The organism is Priestia sp. HNGD-A6 (genome assembly GCF_045784335.1).
Taxonomy (GTDB): domain Bacteria; phylum Bacillota; class Bacilli; order Bacillales; family Bacillaceae_H; genus Priestia; species Priestia zanthoxyli.
Genome location: NZ_CP138621.1, coordinates 1510852 through 1526882, shown reverse-complemented (window position 1 = coordinate 1526882; position 16031 = coordinate 1510852). Strand labels below are relative to the sequence as shown.

General features: G+C 38.2%; 17 protein-coding genes and 1 riboswitch. Of the genes, 13 read left to right on the top strand and 4 right to left on the bottom strand.

Features of this window, described 5'->3' with window-relative positions:
* Positions 1–25: 25 nt before the first annotated feature.
* On the bottom strand, positions 26–2140 hold the full coding sequence (locus tag SCI76_RS07780) for an ATP-dependent Clp protease ATP-binding subunit (RefSeq protein WP_063247572.1): 2115 nt from the start codon (positions 2138–2140) through the stop codon (positions 26–28).
* A 455-nt stretch (positions 2141–2595) separates the two neighbouring features.
* On the opposite strand from SCI76_RS07780, the gene nhaC reads away from it, so the two are divergent.
* From nhaC to SCI76_RS07765, 3 genes are all read left to right on the top strand, one after another.
* Positions 2596–3978, top strand: a complete 1383-nt coding sequence (nhaC, locus tag SCI76_RS07775; protein ID WP_168760461.1) for a Na+/H+ antiporter NhaC — start codon at positions 2596–2598, stop codon at positions 3976–3978.
* A gap of 293 nt (positions 3979–4271) precedes the next feature.
* Positions 4272–5153, top strand: a complete 882-nt coding sequence (locus SCI76_RS07770; RefSeq protein ID WP_014461062.1) for a S9 family peptidase — start codon at positions 4272–4274, stop codon at positions 5151–5153.
* An 87-nt stretch (positions 5154–5240) separates the two neighbouring features.
* On the top strand, positions 5241–5366 hold the full coding sequence (locus SCI76_RS07765) for a DUF6254 family protein (RefSeq protein ID WP_013082238.1): 126 nt from the start codon (positions 5241–5243) through the stop codon (positions 5364–5366).
* A 65-nt stretch (positions 5367–5431) separates the two neighbouring features.
* On the opposite strand, the gene SCI76_RS07760 is transcribed toward SCI76_RS07765, so the two are convergent.
* The gene (locus SCI76_RS07760; protein ID WP_028414153.1) at positions 5432–6151 is read right to left on the bottom strand and encodes a 3-ketoacyl-ACP reductase; all 720 of its coding nucleotides are present in this window, start codon (positions 6149–6151) and stop codon (positions 5432–5434) included.
* Positions 6152–6358: 207 nt separating this feature from the next.
* Between SCI76_RS07760 and SCI76_RS07755 the strand changes: the two genes are divergently transcribed.
* The 9 genes from SCI76_RS07755 to SCI76_RS07715 all read left to right on the top strand — a co-directional run bounded on the left by SCI76_RS07755 (position 6359) and on the right by SCI76_RS07715 (position 14115).
* Positions 6359–7957 carry a spore germination protein gene (locus tag SCI76_RS07755; protein ID WP_028414152.1) on the top strand — a complete coding sequence of 533 codons (1599 nt, stop codon included), beginning with the start codon at positions 6359–6361 and terminating at the stop codon, positions 7955–7957.
* A gap of 24 nt (positions 7958–7981) precedes the next feature.
* Positions 7982–9181 carry a Ger(x)C family spore germination protein gene (locus tag SCI76_RS07750; RefSeq protein WP_168760462.1) on the top strand — a complete coding sequence of 400 codons (1200 nt, stop codon included), beginning with the start codon at positions 7982–7984 and terminating at the stop codon, positions 9179–9181.
* An 11-nt stretch (positions 9182–9192) separates the two neighbouring features.
* Positions 9193–9429, top strand: coding sequence for a hypothetical protein (locus SCI76_RS07745; protein ID WP_048020033.1), 237 nt, complete (start codon positions 9193–9195; stop codon positions 9427–9429).
* 22 nt (positions 9430–9451) lie between these two features.
* Complete coding sequence (locus SCI76_RS07740) at positions 9452–10573, top strand: endospore germination permease (protein ID WP_168760463.1); 1122 nt, start codon at positions 9452–9454, stop codon at positions 10571–10573.
* A 72-nt stretch (positions 10574–10645) separates the two neighbouring features.
* Positions 10646–10689, top strand: a riboswitch (PreQ1 riboswitch).
* 230 nt (positions 10690–10919) lie between these two features.
* On the top strand, positions 10920–11585 hold the full coding sequence (queC, locus tag SCI76_RS07735) for a 7-cyano-7-deazaguanine synthase QueC (protein ID WP_028414148.1): 666 nt from the start codon (positions 10920–10922) through the stop codon (positions 11583–11585).
* Entirely contained in the window at positions 11585–12025 is a 441-nt protein-coding gene (gene queD, locus SCI76_RS07730) for a 6-carboxytetrahydropterin synthase QueD (RefSeq protein WP_013055983.1), read from the top strand. The genes queC and queD overlap by 1 nt, the downstream gene beginning before the upstream one ends.
* Positions 12018–12749: a 7-carboxy-7-deazaguanine synthase QueE gene (gene queE, locus SCI76_RS07725; protein ID WP_048020031.1), complete on the top strand. Its 732-nt coding sequence runs from the start codon at positions 12018–12020 to the stop codon at positions 12747–12749. The genes queD and queE overlap by 8 nt, the downstream gene beginning before the upstream one ends.
* Positions 12750–12847: 98 nt before the next feature.
* A complete protein-coding gene (gene queF / locus SCI76_RS07720; protein ID WP_013055985.1) occupies positions 12848–13345 on the top strand; it encodes a preQ(1) synthase in 498 nt (165 codons plus the stop codon).
* Between the two features lie 68 nt (positions 13346–13413).
* Complete coding sequence (locus SCI76_RS07715) at positions 13414–14115, top strand: NAD(P)H-binding protein (RefSeq protein WP_028414147.1); 702 nt, start codon at positions 13414–13416, stop codon at positions 14113–14115.
* A 31-nt stretch (positions 14116–14146) separates the two neighbouring features.
* Here the strand turns inward: SCI76_RS07715 and SCI76_RS07710 are convergent, their stop codons facing one another.
* Positions 14147–14368: a hypothetical protein gene (locus SCI76_RS07710; protein WP_047751404.1), complete on the bottom strand. Its 222-nt coding sequence runs from the start codon at positions 14366–14368 to the stop codon at positions 14147–14149.
* A gap of 316 nt (positions 14369–14684) precedes the next feature.
* Complete coding sequence (locus SCI76_RS07705) at positions 14685–14870, bottom strand: DUF2187 family protein (RefSeq protein WP_048020030.1); 186 nt, start codon at positions 14868–14870, stop codon at positions 14685–14687.
* A gap of 308 nt (positions 14871–15178) precedes the next feature.
* Between SCI76_RS07705 and SCI76_RS07700 the strand changes: the two genes are divergently transcribed.
* Positions 15179–16024 (top strand): patatin family protein, encoded by an 846-nt coding sequence (locus SCI76_RS07700; protein WP_028414145.1) that lies wholly within the window; start codon positions 15179–15181, stop codon positions 16022–16024.
* Positions 16025–16031 lie beyond the last annotated feature (7 nt).

Here is a 16031-nt window from a genome sequence, read left to right as displayed (position 1 = left end):
GACTCAAGTAGAGTCGCTTTTTCTATTAGTTTTGTACGGTGATTTCGCTCGCTTCATTTAACGTTACGTTCACTGTTGATACGTCCGCATCATCTAACAGTAAATCTGTAATTCGATCTTCAAGCTGTTCTTGAATTGCTCGGCGGAGTGGTCTAGCACCGAATGCAGGGTGATAGCCAAGTTCAGCCAGTTTTTCTTTTACCTCATCTGCTACGCTCAGCGTGATGTTTTGTTCTTGTAATGTTTCTTTTAATTCAGCAAGCATAAGGTCAACGATTTTAATCAAGTTATCTTTTTCAAGGTGATTAAATTCAATGATTGTGTCAAATCGATTTAAAAACTCTGGTTTGAAATAAGATGAAAGTGAATCTAAAACGGATGCCTGCTTAAGCGCATCATTTTCTGCGTCAAACCCAACCGTAATTTTCTTTTCACCTACACCAGCGTTACTTGTCATAATGATAACCGTGTCTTTGAAGCTCACTGTGCGACCTTGACTATCCGTTAGACGTCCATCTTCTAAAATTTGCAAAAACATATGCTGAACGTCTGGATGAGCTTTTTCAATTTCATCTAGTAAGATGATGGAATAAGGGTTACGGCGTACTTTCTCTGTTAATTGTCCTGCCTCTTCGTGACCTACGTAGCCAGGAGGTGAACCGATTAATTTAGACACCGCGTGTTTTTCCATATATTCACTCATATCTAGACGAACCATAGCATCTTTTGAGCCGAACAGTTCTTCAGCTAATGTTTTGGTTAACTCTGTTTTACCAACACCTGTTGGACCAACAAATAAGAATGAACCAATTGGGCGATGCTTCGCTTTTAATCCAGCGCGAGAACGTCGAATCGCTTTTGCTACTTTTTCTACAGCTTCCTGCTGTCCGATTACTTTTTGAGCTAAGTGCTCTGCTAAATGCTTCATTTTTGCTGATTCATTTTCTTGAAGTTTACCAACAGGGATACCCGTTTTCTTTTCAATAATGGCTTGAATGTCAGCAATATCCACATTCATTTTTTGCTGTTCTTCGTTTAGTTGTTTTTCAAGAGCAGCTTCTTCATCGCGCAGTTTTGCCGCTACTTCATATTTTTCATCCTTTAGCGCCTGCTCTTTTTCTTTTGTAATTTCTTTTAAGCGAGCGGCTGCGTCGTCTTTATTTGTAATGCCTGCCTGTAAGTTCATTTTTGAACCTGCTTCATCTAGCAAGTCAATTGCTTTATCAGGCAAGAAACGATCTTGAATGTAGCGGTGTGATAAATTTACACAAGCGCGGATCGCTTCATCTGTATAGCTAACGCCGTGATAATCTTCATATTTACTTTGAATTCCTTTTAGAATTTCAACGGCTTCTTCTACAGACGGTTCATGAACCATAACCGGCTGGAAACGTCGTTCAAGAGCCGCATCTTTTTCAATGGAACGGTACTCTTTTAAAGTTGTAGCTCCGACTACTTGAAGTTCACCTCGTGCAAGAGCAGGTTTTAAAATATTGCTTGCGTCCATTGAACCTTCCGCTGAACCTGCTCCTACAAGAAGGTGGATTTCATCGATAAATAAAATCACGTTTTTTCGCTGTTGAAGCTCAGAAATTAACTGTTTCATACGCTCTTCAAATTGACCTCGCACGCCCGTATTAGCTACGAGTGATGCTACATCTAACAGATATACATCTTTATTTAGCAGCTTTGCAGGAACTTTTCCTTCCGCAATTTTTAAAGCTAACCCTTCGACTACAGCTGTTTTACCAACACCGGGTTCTCCAATTAGTACCGGGTTGTTTTTGTTTCTTCTATTTAAAATTTCAATGACGCGCTCTACTTCTTCTTCGCGGCCAATAACAGGGTCAATTAATCCCGTTTTCGCAATTTGAGTTAAGTTTCGACCAAATTGATCTAAAAAGCCTCCGCCTCCGTTTCCTTGCTGTGGCTGCTCCTGTGCAGCTTGTTCGTGCGCCATTTGCTTGAATAAATCATCGATGTTCATAAAGCCGCCACCTCCAAAGCCTGATGGGATTTTATGTTCTTTCATTAGTGCTTGATAACATGTATGACATAAACGATATTGAGATTTTTGATTATTTGTTTGTACATTTAATTGAATAGATGCTTCACGTTTATTACAGTTTTGACAAATCATTTAATTAGCCTCCCTAAATGATTTTAATCGAAGATCAGCAGGTGTTTGACCTTTCTTGACCTTTCGTAATCTCATTATACTTTGACCTTTCTTGACCTTTCGTAATCTCATTATACTTTGACCTTTTTTGACTTTCAAGTCTTTTGCTTAAAAATTTTTTGAGGGAAGTTCCTCGCTTATGTACAAAAGGTAGTAGATTAAAAAAACGTGTGTTTTGTTTGTACCCGTTTTATATATATAAAAACATTAGAAGCATTTTGTACAATGATTTGCTTAGATAGAGAATAAATATTAATAAGAAGAAAAGTGGAAAAATGAGTGCAGAGCCTGCCCTTGGATAAAATAAGTTATTGACAGCAAGAAGGATAAAAATTATACTCAAGAAGGTTTGCACTTAACTGCGTAAAAGCATAAAAGCGTTTAAGTGAAAAAGAAAGATAGAAAGGGAATACCTCATGAAAAAAGAAATTTTATTTATACAATCAATAGCGGTGATTTTGGTGCTATTAGCTATTATTTTTGTTTCATTATTTATGTTAAAGCTGCCGCCTCATATTCCGCTAATATTTGGTGTAGCATTTATTAGTGTGATTGGCTTTTTGTTGAAATATAAGTGGACAGAAATGGAGAAAGGCATTTTAGACGGTGTTAGACTTGGCATTAAGCCTATCCTTATTCTAATGCTGATCGGGATGCTCATTGCGATTTGGATGGTAGGAGGAACGATACCGACGATTTTATCCTACGGCTTCCACTGGATTTCACCGCAGTACTTTTTAATTAGTGCTTTGGTTATCACCGTGTTAGTTTCAACATTCACGGGAAGTTCATTAACAACCGTCAGTACGGTAGGAGTCGCTTTATTTGGCGTGGGAACTGCTATTGGTGTACATCCAGGGCTAGCAGCAGGGATGATTGTTTCAGGAGCTGTGTTTGGAGATAAGATGTCTCCATTGTCTGATACAACAAATTTTGCTTCTGGTATCGTTGAAGTGCCGCTCCCTAAACATATTCAGCATATTACGTGGACGACGGTTCCAAGTATTGTTATTACAGCAATCATTGCATTGGTAATCGGAATGAACGGAAATCATGAAAGCGTCAATTACGGAGAAATTCAAGGAATTCAAGAAGCATTAAAACATACGTTTAATTTACACGTGTTAACGTTGCTTTCTCCACTCTTAGTTCTTATTTTTTCGATGAGAAGAGTCGATGTATTGCCAACGTTAGTTTTAGGGATTGTAACGGCCATTATTACAGGAATGATTACACAGCATGAATTTACGCTGAGTCAATTGCTAGGGGTTCTTCAAAGCGGGCCGGCAATCGAGTCAGGAAATAAAGTAGTCGATGCGATTGTAAACAAAGGCGGATTACAGTCCATGATGTTTTCTATTTCTCTTATCATGATTGCCTTGTCGCTAGGTGGCTTGATGAGAGCGGTTGGAATTATTGATGCTTTATTAAAAGGATTAGCAAAACAAATCCGCCGCAGCGGAGACGTTATTTTTGCTACGCTTCTATCTTCAATTGGAGTGAACGTTATTACAGGAGAACAGTATTTATCAATTCTTCTGCCTGGGCAAACGTTTAAGCCGCTGTATGAAAAGTGGAACTTAGATCCGAAAAACTTATCACGAACGCTTGAAGACGGTGGAACGGTTATTAATGCTATTATTCCGTGGGGTGTCAGCGGAGCTTTTATTTCAACTGCATTAAATATTCCAGCGGCTGACTATATTCCATTTACATTCTTTAGCATTTTATGTCCGATTTTTTCAATTATTTTAGCATATACAGGCATTGGTATTGCCAAGAAAAAAGCTCAGTCTTAACTGGGCTTTTTTCTTTTTAAAAAAGGACAGGTAAAAAACGACAAAAAAAGTATCATTCCACTTTTCAAATCTATAATTTAATAATACAATTTACTATACGTCTTTCCTGTTCATGTATTTGTATGAATTCTTATTTCTTTATTAATGAAGAAATTTGGGTTTTGCGGTATGATAGATAAGCTGTATTGGCGATGGGATGAATGCCCTTTTTAGCAAACATTTAAGAAGGGTAAAGGCAAATGAAAACACTCATTATAAAAGAGAAAAGATATTTATTGAGGAGAGGGTTTCTGTTGAAAAAATGGGGCATCATTGCATTAATCACTGTAGCTGTGCTCGGTGTGACAGCGGTTTTTAACCGAGCTGAAAGTGATGATGTAAATAAAGAAAAATTGAATTTATTATCGCCTTATTCAAATAAAGTAGATGTATATAGCATTACGTATCCTAGTGATAATTTAAAGATAAAAGGGTTTTTAGTACAGCCTAAAGACATTGCAGACAAACATTATCCGCTTTTAGTATATAATCGCGGAGGAAATCGCGAACATGGCATGATTCGCGCAAAAACACTTCAGTATTTGTCATACTGGGCAAGTAAAGGCTACGTCGTTGTTGCGACTCAATACAGGGGAAATGGCGGAAGTGAAGGAACAGAGACGTACGGCGGTAAAGATATTGACGACGTATTAAATCTTATTAAATGGGGAGAACAGCTTCCTTATGTAAATCACCAGCAAAAGGTAGCGCTAGGATATTCACGCGGCGGTATGATGACGTATTTAACGATGAAAAACGGCGTTAAATTTGATGCTGTTGTCGTACAATCAGGTATTACAGACATGTTTCAATTCTACGACCAAAGAGGGCCTGAAATGAAACAAGTGCTGCGGACAATTGTAGGAGATCCGGCGCAGTATCCAGAGAGGTATAAAAGTCGTTCTGTTGTCTACTGGAGCGATAAAGTAAATTCACCTCTTTTGATTTTACAGGGCGATCATGATCGTAAAGTTCACCACACTCAGGCTGAAAAACTTGTGAAACAGCTAGATGAGCAGGGAAAAGAATACAAATATGTACTGTACAAAAATGGAGACCATCCGCTAACTGCTTATTATGATCAATACAACGCGGAAATTGATAAATGGTTTAAAATACATTTAGCTAAGCAGTAAAGAAATTGGAAGCAGTTTTGATGAATGGAAATAAGCAGCTTGTTTTATCCTACTACATGTAAGCATATAAAAAGGGGATGAAGCAAAATGACTCAGTCTAAAAGTCAAAAAGAGCGTCAGTGGAACGTACGAAAGCAATCACAAAACCCATCGCATGGAAAAGTAAAGTCTTTTGAAGAACTATCAGAAGAAATCACGCCTAAACGTAAATAAGCTAACCATCATATAAAAGAAGACACAAAAAAGGAGAGCTGAAGCTCTCCTTTTTCTATATTTGTTTATGGATTTGTAGACCACATGCCCGCAGATTTGATAAAAATACGCGGATGCAGCTTTAATTGTGCTACCATAATTTCTGCTAGGTCTTCAGGCTGCATCACTTTATCAGGATTGCCATCCGTTAAGTTTTCTTTATATGCTAATTCCGTTGCTACTGTACTTGGTGTTAGAGCTGTTACACGAATATTGTGTTTGCGCACTTCTAGCGCTAAAGATTCAGTTAAGCCAAGCACGCCAAATTTTGAAGCGCTGTAAGCACTTGTAACGGGAGCGCCTTTTTGACCAGCAGTGGATGAAATATTGATGATGTCTCCACCATTTTTTTCGATTAATTGAGGTAGAACGGCGCGCGTTACGTAGTAAACGCCCATTAAATTCACATCAATGATTTGTTTCCACTCAGCTGGGTCTAGCTCTAAAAAGCCTCCGAATTTACCGATTCCCGCATTGTTGATTAAGATATCCGTTGCCCCTAATTTTGTATGTAGATGCTCAACTGCTGCGTTTACTTCTTCCATAGAAGAAACGTCTGCTGTTGCATAAGCAACTTGTACATCAAATGCTTCCAGTTCAGAAGCAACAGCCTTTAAATCTGCCTCTGTACGAGCAATTAAACCGATATTTACGCCTTCTTTTGCTAATTCAATTGCAGTTGAACGACCAATGCCTTTTCCTGCTCCTGTAATAAGAGCTACTTTGCCTTTAAGTGATTGTGCCATGTATAGACTCCTTTCAATGTTCCGTATAAACATTCTTCATAATAACGAAGAATTATCCATTACTATCCTATAGAAATGCACAAATGATGTCAAAAATAAAGATTATTAAAATGGCTTCAAGTATAAATTTCCTTTTCATACAAAAACTATAGAGACTAAAAAGAAGAAATTCCGTTTCTTTTCGTTCAATGTAGTGGAGGATGAACAATGCGTATTAAAAAACTGTCGGAGTTAACGAATAAATCCAAACAGCGGAAAGAAAAAGCTGGTGAATCGAAGGACTCTAAGGCAACTAGTGCTTCTTCCACTGAGGAAGAGCAGAAATTGTCGGAGAGAGTGGGAGATAATATATTCCACATGAAAAAAGCATTAGGACAGAGCACGGACTTAGTGACAAGAGAGTTTCGAATTTCAATTGAAGAAAAATTCACTTTAGGTGTTGCTTACATCGACGGATTGGTAAATAAAGATGAAGTTGAACACTATGCGCTGGACTCCATTATGCATTATCACGATGAGCATTTAACTCATGATGACGGTGTCGTTAATATGTACGAGTTGATTAAAAGCTATAGTTTGGCGGCCGGTGAAATTATGGAAGCCAAAACATTGGATGATGCTCTTCTTCATGTTTTATCAGGAGATACCGTGCTGTTTTTAGAAGGGTATCAAACGTGTATTGTGGCAAGTACAAGAGGGTGGAGAGACAGGGCTGTTTCTGAACCACAATCTCAGACCGTTGTAAGAGGACCTCGAGACAGTTTTACAGAAACACTGCGAACGAATACCGCATTGATTCGGCGCCGAATAAAATCTCCAAAACTTTGGATTGAATCTCAGCAAATAGGAGAGTTTACAAAAACGGATATTGCGCTCGTTTATATAGACGGCATTGCGGATGAACAGGTCATTCAAGAGGTAAAAGAGCGTCTTTCTAAAATTGATATAGACGGTATTTTGGAGAGCGGATATATCGAAGAGTTGATTCAAGATGAAGATTATACACCTTTTCCTACTATGCATAACACGGAGCGTCCAGACTCCGTGGCAGCAGGTCTTTTAGAGGGGCGGATAGCCATTTTAGTAGACGGTACACCTTTTGTATTGATGGTTCCTGCTCTATTTATTCAATTTTTTCAGGCGGCCGAAGATTATTACCAGCGCGCAGATATTAGTACATTGATTCGCTTAATGCGCTACATGGCATTTTTCTTAGCCCTTTTAACACCTTCTGCTTATATTGCTTTAACTACTTTTCATCAAGAGATGCTTCCTTTTGCTTTGTTAATTAGTATTGCAGCTCAAAGGGAAGGTGTGCCTTTTCCAGCTATTATTGAAGCGTTTATTATGGAAATCACGTTTGAAATTTTGCGAGAAGCGGGAGTCCGATTGCCTCGGGCAGTAGGTTCAGCTATTTCAATCGTGGGAGCACTCGTTTTAGGAGAAGCCGCCGTACAAGCTGGATTAGTATCGCCTGCAATGGTTATCGTTGTATCCATCACCGCTATTAGTAACTTTGTTTCACCGGTGTATGATATGGCCATTGCAGTAAGGATGCTGCGCTTTATTTTAATGGTTTTAGCAGCTACTTTTGGCTTGTTCGGTATTATCCTCGGGCTAATTTTAATGATTTTACATTTATGCAGCTTAAGGTCATTTGGAGTCCCTTATATGACACCTATGGCTCCCTTTGTGAAGCGTGATCAAAAGGATGTTCTAATTAGACGTTCGATCAAAAAAATGAAAACAAGGCCAAAGCTTATTAACGAGAAGAATATCTCACGTCAAAAGACGCAAAAAAACTAAACTGCGCAAAGGTGGCCGGTTACTATGAAAACATTTCTGATGTTATGTATCTGTTCATTGCTGTTAAGCGGCTGCTGGAGCAGTCGAGAGTTGAATGAGCTAGCCATTACGGTTGCTGTCGGAATTGATAAAGCAGAAGATGGCATTATTGTTACAGTTCAGCTGATTAACCCTGGTGATATTCAGGCCAAAACCCCTACAAACGGGCCTTCTGTTACCACATTCTCTATTAAGGCTTCGTCTGTAATGGAAGGGTTAAGAAAAATAACGACAAAATCCCCGCGGAAAATTTATCTTTCTCATTTACGAATGCTAGTCATTAGCGAAAGCATGGCGGAAGAGGGTATTGCTGAAGTGCTTGATTTCTTTGCTCGGGATCATGAAGTGCGTACCGATTATTTTGTTGTTGTTGCTAAAAACACGAAAGCATCGAGCGTTCTGAACGTATTAACAACAATTGAAAAAATACCAGCTAACCATATGTTTGCTTCATTAGACGTCTCTCAGCGTATTTGGGCACCTACTAGAGGCGTAAAGTTAAATGAACTGATCAGTAACTTAACGAGCGAAGGAAAGCAGGCGGTGTTATCGGGAGTATTGGTCAAAGGCGACGTGAAAAAGGCAGGAGATATGTCGAGCATTTCCCGGACCAATCTGTCCACCCTGCTCAATTTTAAAGGATTAGGCGTCTTTCAAAATGATAAGCTGATCGGCTGGTTCAATGAAGACGAAAGTAAAGGATATAACTATATTACAGGAAATGTAAAAAGTACGTTAATTGTTATTCCATGCGAAGGAAAAGAAAAACAGCACGATATCATCGGAGTAGAAATGCTTCGAACGAACGTGAAGGTAACGGCTTCTATGAAAAACCATAAGCCTCATATTCACGTGGATTTAAAAGGTGAAGCAAACGTGGCAGATGTAGAGTGTCAAGTAAACTTACAGGATCCAGCTGTAATCAATATGCTCGAACGAAAAACAGCAGCGGACGTAAAAGAAAAAATGAATGACGCAGTGGAAAAAGCTCAAAAAGATTATAAAAGTGATATCTTCGGTTTTGGAGAAACGTTTTACAGACAAGATGTAAAGAGATGGTACAAAATGAAAAGAGACTGGAACAGAATTTACGCAGAAGATTTAACCGTCGATTTAGATGCCAAAGTTCAAATCCGTCGCTTAGGCACGTTAAATAACTCATATATGAAGCAAATGAAGCATTAAGGAGAAAGAAAATGGAGGGATTTATCGCCTTACTGGTACTTCTTGCTTTTTTGACTAAAAAAATTATGATTAACTTCCGAAAGGAAAAGTATTACCGTGAAATCGTTGTCTATCTTTGTCTTATAGGTATGGGTTTATTCTTTTGGGGAGCCATTACACTCCGTAAAGAAGTACCTACGCCTCTGTACTTTTTAGAGGAACTCATTAAGCCTCTTACTAAAACCGTTCATCATCTGTTATTTACGTAAGCATGTAGGAGAGAAGGGGTGTATGATGCAAATAAAAGAATTTATTACTCCGAAACAACTTCTTTTTCTCATTTATTTTTTTTGTATCGGAAGCGCTATTTTGGCAGTTCCGGCTACGTTATTAGAAACGAATAGACAAAATGCCTGGGTATGTAGTGTGCTTGCTATTGGCTTTGCCCTTTTAATTGTTGCGGTGCTGTTATGGCTGATGCACCGTTACCCTCAGCAAACGTTCATTGAAATAGCTAAAAAAGCGCTAGGTCCTTACGCCGGAGCGTGTATGTCTCTTATTTACATTTTTTTTATGTTCATTCAATCTACGTTTTCCCTTCGAGATATCAGTACATTTATGACGACGCAAATTGTCCCTGAAACGCTGCCTACGTGGATTCATGCTCTTGTGATTTTAGCGGTTATATACGGAGGGTATTTAGGCATTGAAGTGATAGCGAGAACCGCGGAAATCTTTTTACCGTGGATCGTCGTCCCTTTTTTATTGTTAATTTCGTTAAATATTCCTCAGATGAAACTGGATCGTCTTTACCCTTTGTTTGAATTCCGCATGGATGATTTAGTGTTAGGAACCACGTATTTCTTAGGAAATCCGTTTATGGAATTGATTTTTGTGCTAATGATTACGCCTCATATAAAAGGTGGCAAAAAGGTAAAAAGAATGATTGTTATCGGCACTGTGGCATCGGGCTTGACGATTACGATTGCAGTTGCGGCTTGTATATTAGCTCTTGGCGCGAATATTGCATCAATGCACAGCTACCCAGTTTATTTATTAGGAAAAATGATTTCGTTAGGTGCAACGATACAGCATGTTGAAGTATTAGTAGCTATTATTTGGATGTTATCTATCTTTTTTAAAGTTCTCATTGTGTTCTATGCTATTCAGTTAAGTATCGCTCAATTATGTAATTTACGGGTGCGCAATTTTTTGAGCTTTCCTTTAGGTCTAATCATTACAGGCGTGGCGTATTACATTATTCCAAATACAGCATACTTCAATTATTTTGAAAAATATTACTGGCCGTTTTATTTATTTGTACTAAGCGTCTGTTTTCCGTTGTTATTTATTGCGCTTTCTTATATAAAGAGAAATAAGACAGCTAAAGGTGATAGAAGCCAACAAACATAGCATTATTTATACGTATGTGGTATAGTATACGATGACAATTCAAGAAGAAACGCCGTACACGTTTGTATATGTACGGGAGAGGTTCGAAAACTCCCTCTATAAAAAACTAAGATCATCGTTGATGACAAAAGACACGGTTTTAGCGTGTCTTCTTTCACGTGCTTTTCTATCAACACGTCTTTTTGACGTGTATGCTGGCGAGGACGTGTATCTTAGTTGCTTTTTAGGGAGATTGCTGGAAAAGAGCAGTCTCTTTTTTGTGTTATAAAATTAGTCACAAAGGGAACGAACGGTTCAATAAAGTTTCTTCTTCTTTTGATTTCAATCAAAAAGGAGACGAACAATAATGATGAAAAATGAAAAAGCTATTGTTGTATTTAGCGGAGGTCAAGATAGTACAACATGTCTATTTTGGGCTTTGAAAAACTTTAAAGAAGTAGAAACGGTTACTTTTCAATACGGTCAGCGTCATAGTCAAGAGATAGAGGTAGCAAAAGCTATCGCAGCTGATTTAGGTGTGAAGCATACCGTCCTAGATATGTCACTTTTAAATCAATTAGCACCAAATGCCTTAACGCGAGATGATATTGAAATTGAGCAAAAAGAAGGAGAGTTGCCTACAACGTTTGTGGATGGCCGCAATCTGTTATTTTTATCATTTGCTGCCGTACTGGCTAAAAACAGCGGAGGCCGTCATATCGTAACAGGCGTTTGTGAAACTGATTTTTCGGGATATCCAGACTGTCGAGACGTATTTGTGAAATCGTTAAACGTCACGCTTAATTTATCAATGGACTTCGAGTTTGTGATTCATACGCCGCTTATGTGGATTGATAAAGCAGAAACGTGGGCGTTAGCGGATGAGCTAGGAGCGCTTGAATATGTGCGTGAAAAAACATTAACGTGCTACAACGGTATTGTTGCTGATGGGTGCGGAGAATGTCCCGCATGTCAACTGCGAAAACGCGGGTTAGATCAATACTTGCAAACAAAAGAAGGAGGAGAAAAATAATGCTGCAACAAATGTATCCTCAAGTCTTTCATGACTATGAATATGAATTGAACAAAGATATGCAGTTTGCTGCGGCACATTTTGTTCCTCATACAGAAGCAGGAAAATGCCGTCAAGTCCATGGACATACGTATTTTGTAAATTTAACTGTTGCCGGAGATACATTAGACGAAGCGGGCTTTTTAGTAAACTTTGCGCTATTGAAAAAAATTGTTTCTGGTCAATTTGATCATACATTATTGAACGATCATTCTATCTTTAACGAAGAAAATCCAAATGATTTTCCTACAACTGAAGTTGTTGCTCGTAAAATTTATGAGTTGGTTCAAGAATATCTAGACACACTACCAAATAAGCCTTCTTGCGTACAAGTATTCGTGCGGGAAACGCCGACAAGTTACGTAGTTTACCGCCCAAAGAAGGTGAAAAAACGTGGCTAATACAATTCCAGTACTTGAAATATTCGGTCCAACGATTCAAGGGGAAGGAATGGTTGTAGGACGTAAGACGATGTTTGTTCGTACCGCAGGCTGTGATTATTCCTGCAGCTGGTGTGATTCAGCTTTTACATGGGATGGATCAGCTAAAAACGATATTCGTCAGCTAACAGCAGAACAAATTTGGACGGAGCTTAAAGAAATTGGAGGAGAGTGCTTTGATCACGTCACCATTTCTGGAGGAAACCCTGCGCTTATCAAGGCGATTGGTTCACTTGTAGAGCTTTTGCACAGTCATGGGGTAAAAGCAGCTCTTGAAACACAGGGAAGCCGTTATCAGGATTGGTTCCTAAAGATCGATGATTTAACGATTTCTCCTAAGCCTCCAAGTTCATTAATGACAACAAATTTCTCCGTATTAGACGATATTATAGAGACATTAATAAAGGAAAAACGCATGGCGCACATAAGCATAAAAGTCGTTGTATTTAATGATGAGGACTTTGAGTATGCAGCGTCTGTTCATGAACGTTATCCTGAGGTTCCATTTTTTGTTCAAGTAGGCAACGAGGACTTAACGACAATCGATAATGCGTCGTTAACACAAGAATTGCTTAAAAAGTATGAGTGGTTAATCGACAAGGCAGTGGCAGCTAAAAACATGAACGATGTAAGAGTTCTGCCGCAGGTTCACGCCCTTGTTTGGGGAAATAAACGAGGCGTGTAAGCGCATAGCAAAAAATTTACAAAGAAAAATAAAAACAGATATATACAAAATAAAAAAACGCTGTTAGAATGACAATCGTAGAAAGAGAGGAAATGCAAATGAGCGGTCGAAAAGATGAAGAATTAGAAGGTGTATCACTCCTTGGAAATCAAGGAACAAACTATTTGTTTGAATATTCACCAGAGATTCTAGAAGCATTTGATAACAAACATCCAAATCGTGATTATTTTGTGAAATTTAACTGCCCGGAATTTACGAGCTTATGTCCAAAAACGGGTCAGCCGGATTTCGCAACCATTTATATTAGTTACATTCCAGATGAAAAAATGGTGGAAAGCAAGTCGTTAAAGCTTTATTTGTTCAGCTTCCGTAACCATGGAGATTTCCATGAAGACTGTATGAATATTATTATGAATGACTTAATTAAACTGATGAATCCAAGATATATTGAAGTATGGGGGAAATTCACACCACGCGGCGGGATTTCAATTGATCCATATACAAACTATGGCCGTCCTGGTACGAAGTATGAAGAAATGGCTAATTATCGCCTGATGAATCATGATTTATACCCAGAAACAATTGATAATCGTTAATTCGAACAAACAGGTTGTGTATGCAACCTGTTTTCCATTGCAAAAACAACAGATGAGAAGGTGAAAGAATGTCACAGAGATCAGCATTAGTATTAGGTGCAAGCGGACTTGTTGGTCAAGAACTTTTAAAAATGTTATTAAGCAATAGCTTATATAACCATGTGACAGTGTTTGTTCGAAAAAAGCTACCAATCGAACACACAAAGCTACGTCAGCTTGAAATTGATTTTTCAGAGCTTGATAAGCACGAAGAATGCTTTGCAGTTGATGATGTATATTGCTGTTTAGGCACGACAATGAAAAAAGCAAAAACAAAAGCGAAATTCATTAAAGTTGACTACGAATTTCCTTTAAAAGCGGCTAAATGTGCAGAAAAATATCGCTGCAAAAACTTTTTAACGATTACAGCAATTGGTGCTGATCTTCGTTCGCCATTCTTTTACAGTAAAGTAAAGGGGCAAGTAGAAGAAGATATCGCAAGCTTGTATATCCGTTCTACTCACTTTTTCCGCCCATCGTTATTATTAGGCAAGCGCCAAGAGTTTCGCCTATTTGAAAAGCTTGGGGGATACACGTTAAAGTCGTGTTCATTTTGCCTTGTAGGAAAGTGGAGAAAATATCGTCCAATTAAAGCGTATAACGTAGCCAAATCCATGATGAAAGCTGCACTTGAAGATAAATGTGGTGTTCATGTACATGAAAGCCAAGACATCTATACAGGTGAATGCTATTATTCGTTTACCAACGGCAAGCGCGTGTTATCAAAATAAAAAAAGCCTCTTCATAAGAAGAGGCTTTTTTCTATCTTCCGTCAGCATCCGCGTTCCCATCACCATCACCATCGTGATCGTGATTAGAAGCAGATTCACTCCAGCTTGTGTAGGAGTTAGAATCTTCTTCGGCATAATTCATGGGTTCAACGGATGTTTTTTTATTTGAAGTTTGCTTGCGTTTAAAAACGAACTGCACGATGAAAAAAAGAATGACAATAAGTGCAACGATAAACAATACAGTATCAAACATGCTAGTAATTCCTTTCAGTAAGTAGGTAGTAGTAGCTTGTTCTTATTGTCACACGAAAATAAGACCCTTTCAAGAAAAAATGGGGCCTGGTTTTGTTTCTTTAAGGAAACTTTTTTTATCTTAGCCATATATTATTGTATGAAGAAACATTTTAGAAAAGAGGGAGTACAGTGAAAAAAAGTTCGAAGGATGTTAAGGTTCAACAGTATATTTATCTCATGTATAAGCTGGGAATTATTACAGAAGAACAAAAGAATCAGTTCTTTCAAAACCACTAAAAAAGCAACCGTTTTTGCGTTCCGGTTGCTTTTTCCCTTTACATAGCAGGATTAATAATCGTGTAGTTTTTGTGGTTGACAACAGTTCGCTGTTCTAAGTCTAAATCCCGGTAGTTTGCCATGTAAGTCAAATCAACAATCACGGAGTTTTCATTTACTTTTTCGACAATGCCCTGTAAGCCATTTTTAAATTCTATCAAGTTTCCTACCTCTGCTATTTTCATCATTCATCGCTCCTTTGTTTTAAATTAGTTCATTATTAATTTTTTAAATAATTTTAATTTTGAAAATAGTAAAACTAGTTAGCGTTTTCTTTTTTTACAATTTTGCCTTAAAACTGGGAATTAGTAAAGGGTTTTTTGAAAAAATATAAAATAAAATTGAAAAAACAAGTAAAATGTGCTGAGGAATAGAAGGAATTGGTAGCTTTAACGAAAGAGAGAAGCAACACAGTTCCATCTTTGTTCATCTTTCGTTATAATAAACGAGGTATAATCTTGTCATAAATTATAAGAATTAGAAGGTGTAGAAATTGAAAGATACTGGACTCGTGCTCGAAGGAGGCGGTATGAGAGGCCTTTATACAACCGGAGTTTTAGATTACTTTATGGAAAGAAATCTTTACCTTCCGTATGTAATTGGCGTTTCAGCCGGCGCTTGTCATGCCACTTCTTATTTATCTAGACAAATAGGAAGAAGTCGCAAAGCTAATTTAGATTTTTTAGAGGATCCTCGCTACTTGTCGTGGAAAAATTATTTTAAAACAAAAGAGATATTTGGAATGGATTTCGTTTTTGATGAAATTCCTAATCAGCTTCTTCCATTTGACTTTGAGGCATTTGCTGAGCGTACAGAGAAGCTTGTAGTAGGAGCAACGGACTGCGTGACGGGAGAACCCGTTTATTTTGATGAGTATGATCGGGATATTTTGACAGCGGTTCGCGCTTCTAGTTCCCTTCCATTTTTAGCACCTGTCGTTACATATAAAGGAAAAGAGCTGTTAGATGGAGGAATCAGTGATCCGATTCCAATCAAAAAAGCAGTGCAGGATGGATATAGAAAAAATATTGTTGTGCTAACGCGAAACGAAGGATATCGAAAAAAGAAATCAAATATGCTTTGGTTATTGAAGCGCAAATATCGTCATTATGATGGGCTGACTCGTGCGCTTGAGAACCGCTATAAATTGTATAATGAAACATTGTCATATATTGAAGAGCAGGAAAGACAGGGGAATATCTTTGTGATTCGTCCGCAATCCCCTCTTGTAGTAGGGCGAATTGAGAAGAATCGTGAGCGTCTCGACGCTCTTTATAACCAAGGATATAAAGAAGCTGAAGCTCAATTTGCGTCTCTGCAAAATTGGCTCAACAGCTAAAAACGAG

Coding starts and splice junctions, on each gene's coding strand:
- SCI76_RS07780 (WP_063247572.1), bottom strand. CDS start 2,140: ATGATTTGTCAAAACTGTAATAAACGTGAAGCATCTATTCAATTAAAT.
- nhaC (WP_168760461.1), top strand. CDS start 2,596: ATGAAAAAAGAAATTTTATTTATACAATCAATAGCGGTGATTTTGGTG.
- SCI76_RS07765 (WP_013082238.1), top strand. CDS start 5,241: ATGACTCAGTCTAAAAGTCAAAAAGAGCGTCAGTGGAACGTACGAAAG.
- SCI76_RS07760 (WP_028414153.1), bottom strand. CDS start 6,151: ATGGCACAATCACTTAAAGGCAAAGTAGCTCTTATTACAGGAGCAGGA.
- SCI76_RS07755 (WP_028414152.1), top strand. CDS start 6,359: ATGCGTATTAAAAAACTGTCGGAGTTAACGAATAAATCCAAACAGCGG.
- SCI76_RS07750 (WP_168760462.1), top strand. CDS start 7,982: ATGAAAACATTTCTGATGTTATGTATCTGTTCATTGCTGTTAAGCGGC.
- SCI76_RS07745 (WP_048020033.1), top strand. CDS start 9,193: ATGGAGGGATTTATCGCCTTACTGGTACTTCTTGCTTTTTTGACTAAA.
- SCI76_RS07740 (WP_168760463.1), top strand. CDS start 9,452: ATGATGCAAATAAAAGAATTTATTACTCCGAAACAACTTCTTTTTCTC.
- queC (WP_028414148.1), top strand. CDS start 10,920: ATGATGAAAAATGAAAAAGCTATTGTTGTATTTAGCGGAGGTCAAGAT.
- queD (WP_013055983.1), top strand. CDS start 11,585: ATGCTGCAACAAATGTATCCTCAAGTCTTTCATGACTATGAATATGAA.
- queF (WP_013055985.1), top strand. CDS start 12,848: ATGAGCGGTCGAAAAGATGAAGAATTAGAAGGTGTATCACTCCTTGGA.
- SCI76_RS07715 (WP_028414147.1), top strand. CDS start 13,414: ATGTCACAGAGATCAGCATTAGTATTAGGTGCAAGCGGACTTGTTGGT.
- SCI76_RS07710 (WP_047751404.1), bottom strand. CDS start 14,368: ATGTTTGATACTGTATTGTTTATCGTTGCACTTATTGTCATTCTTTTT.
- SCI76_RS07705 (WP_048020030.1), bottom strand. CDS start 14,870: ATGAAAATAGCAGAGGTAGGAAACTTGATAGAATTTAAAAATGGCTTA.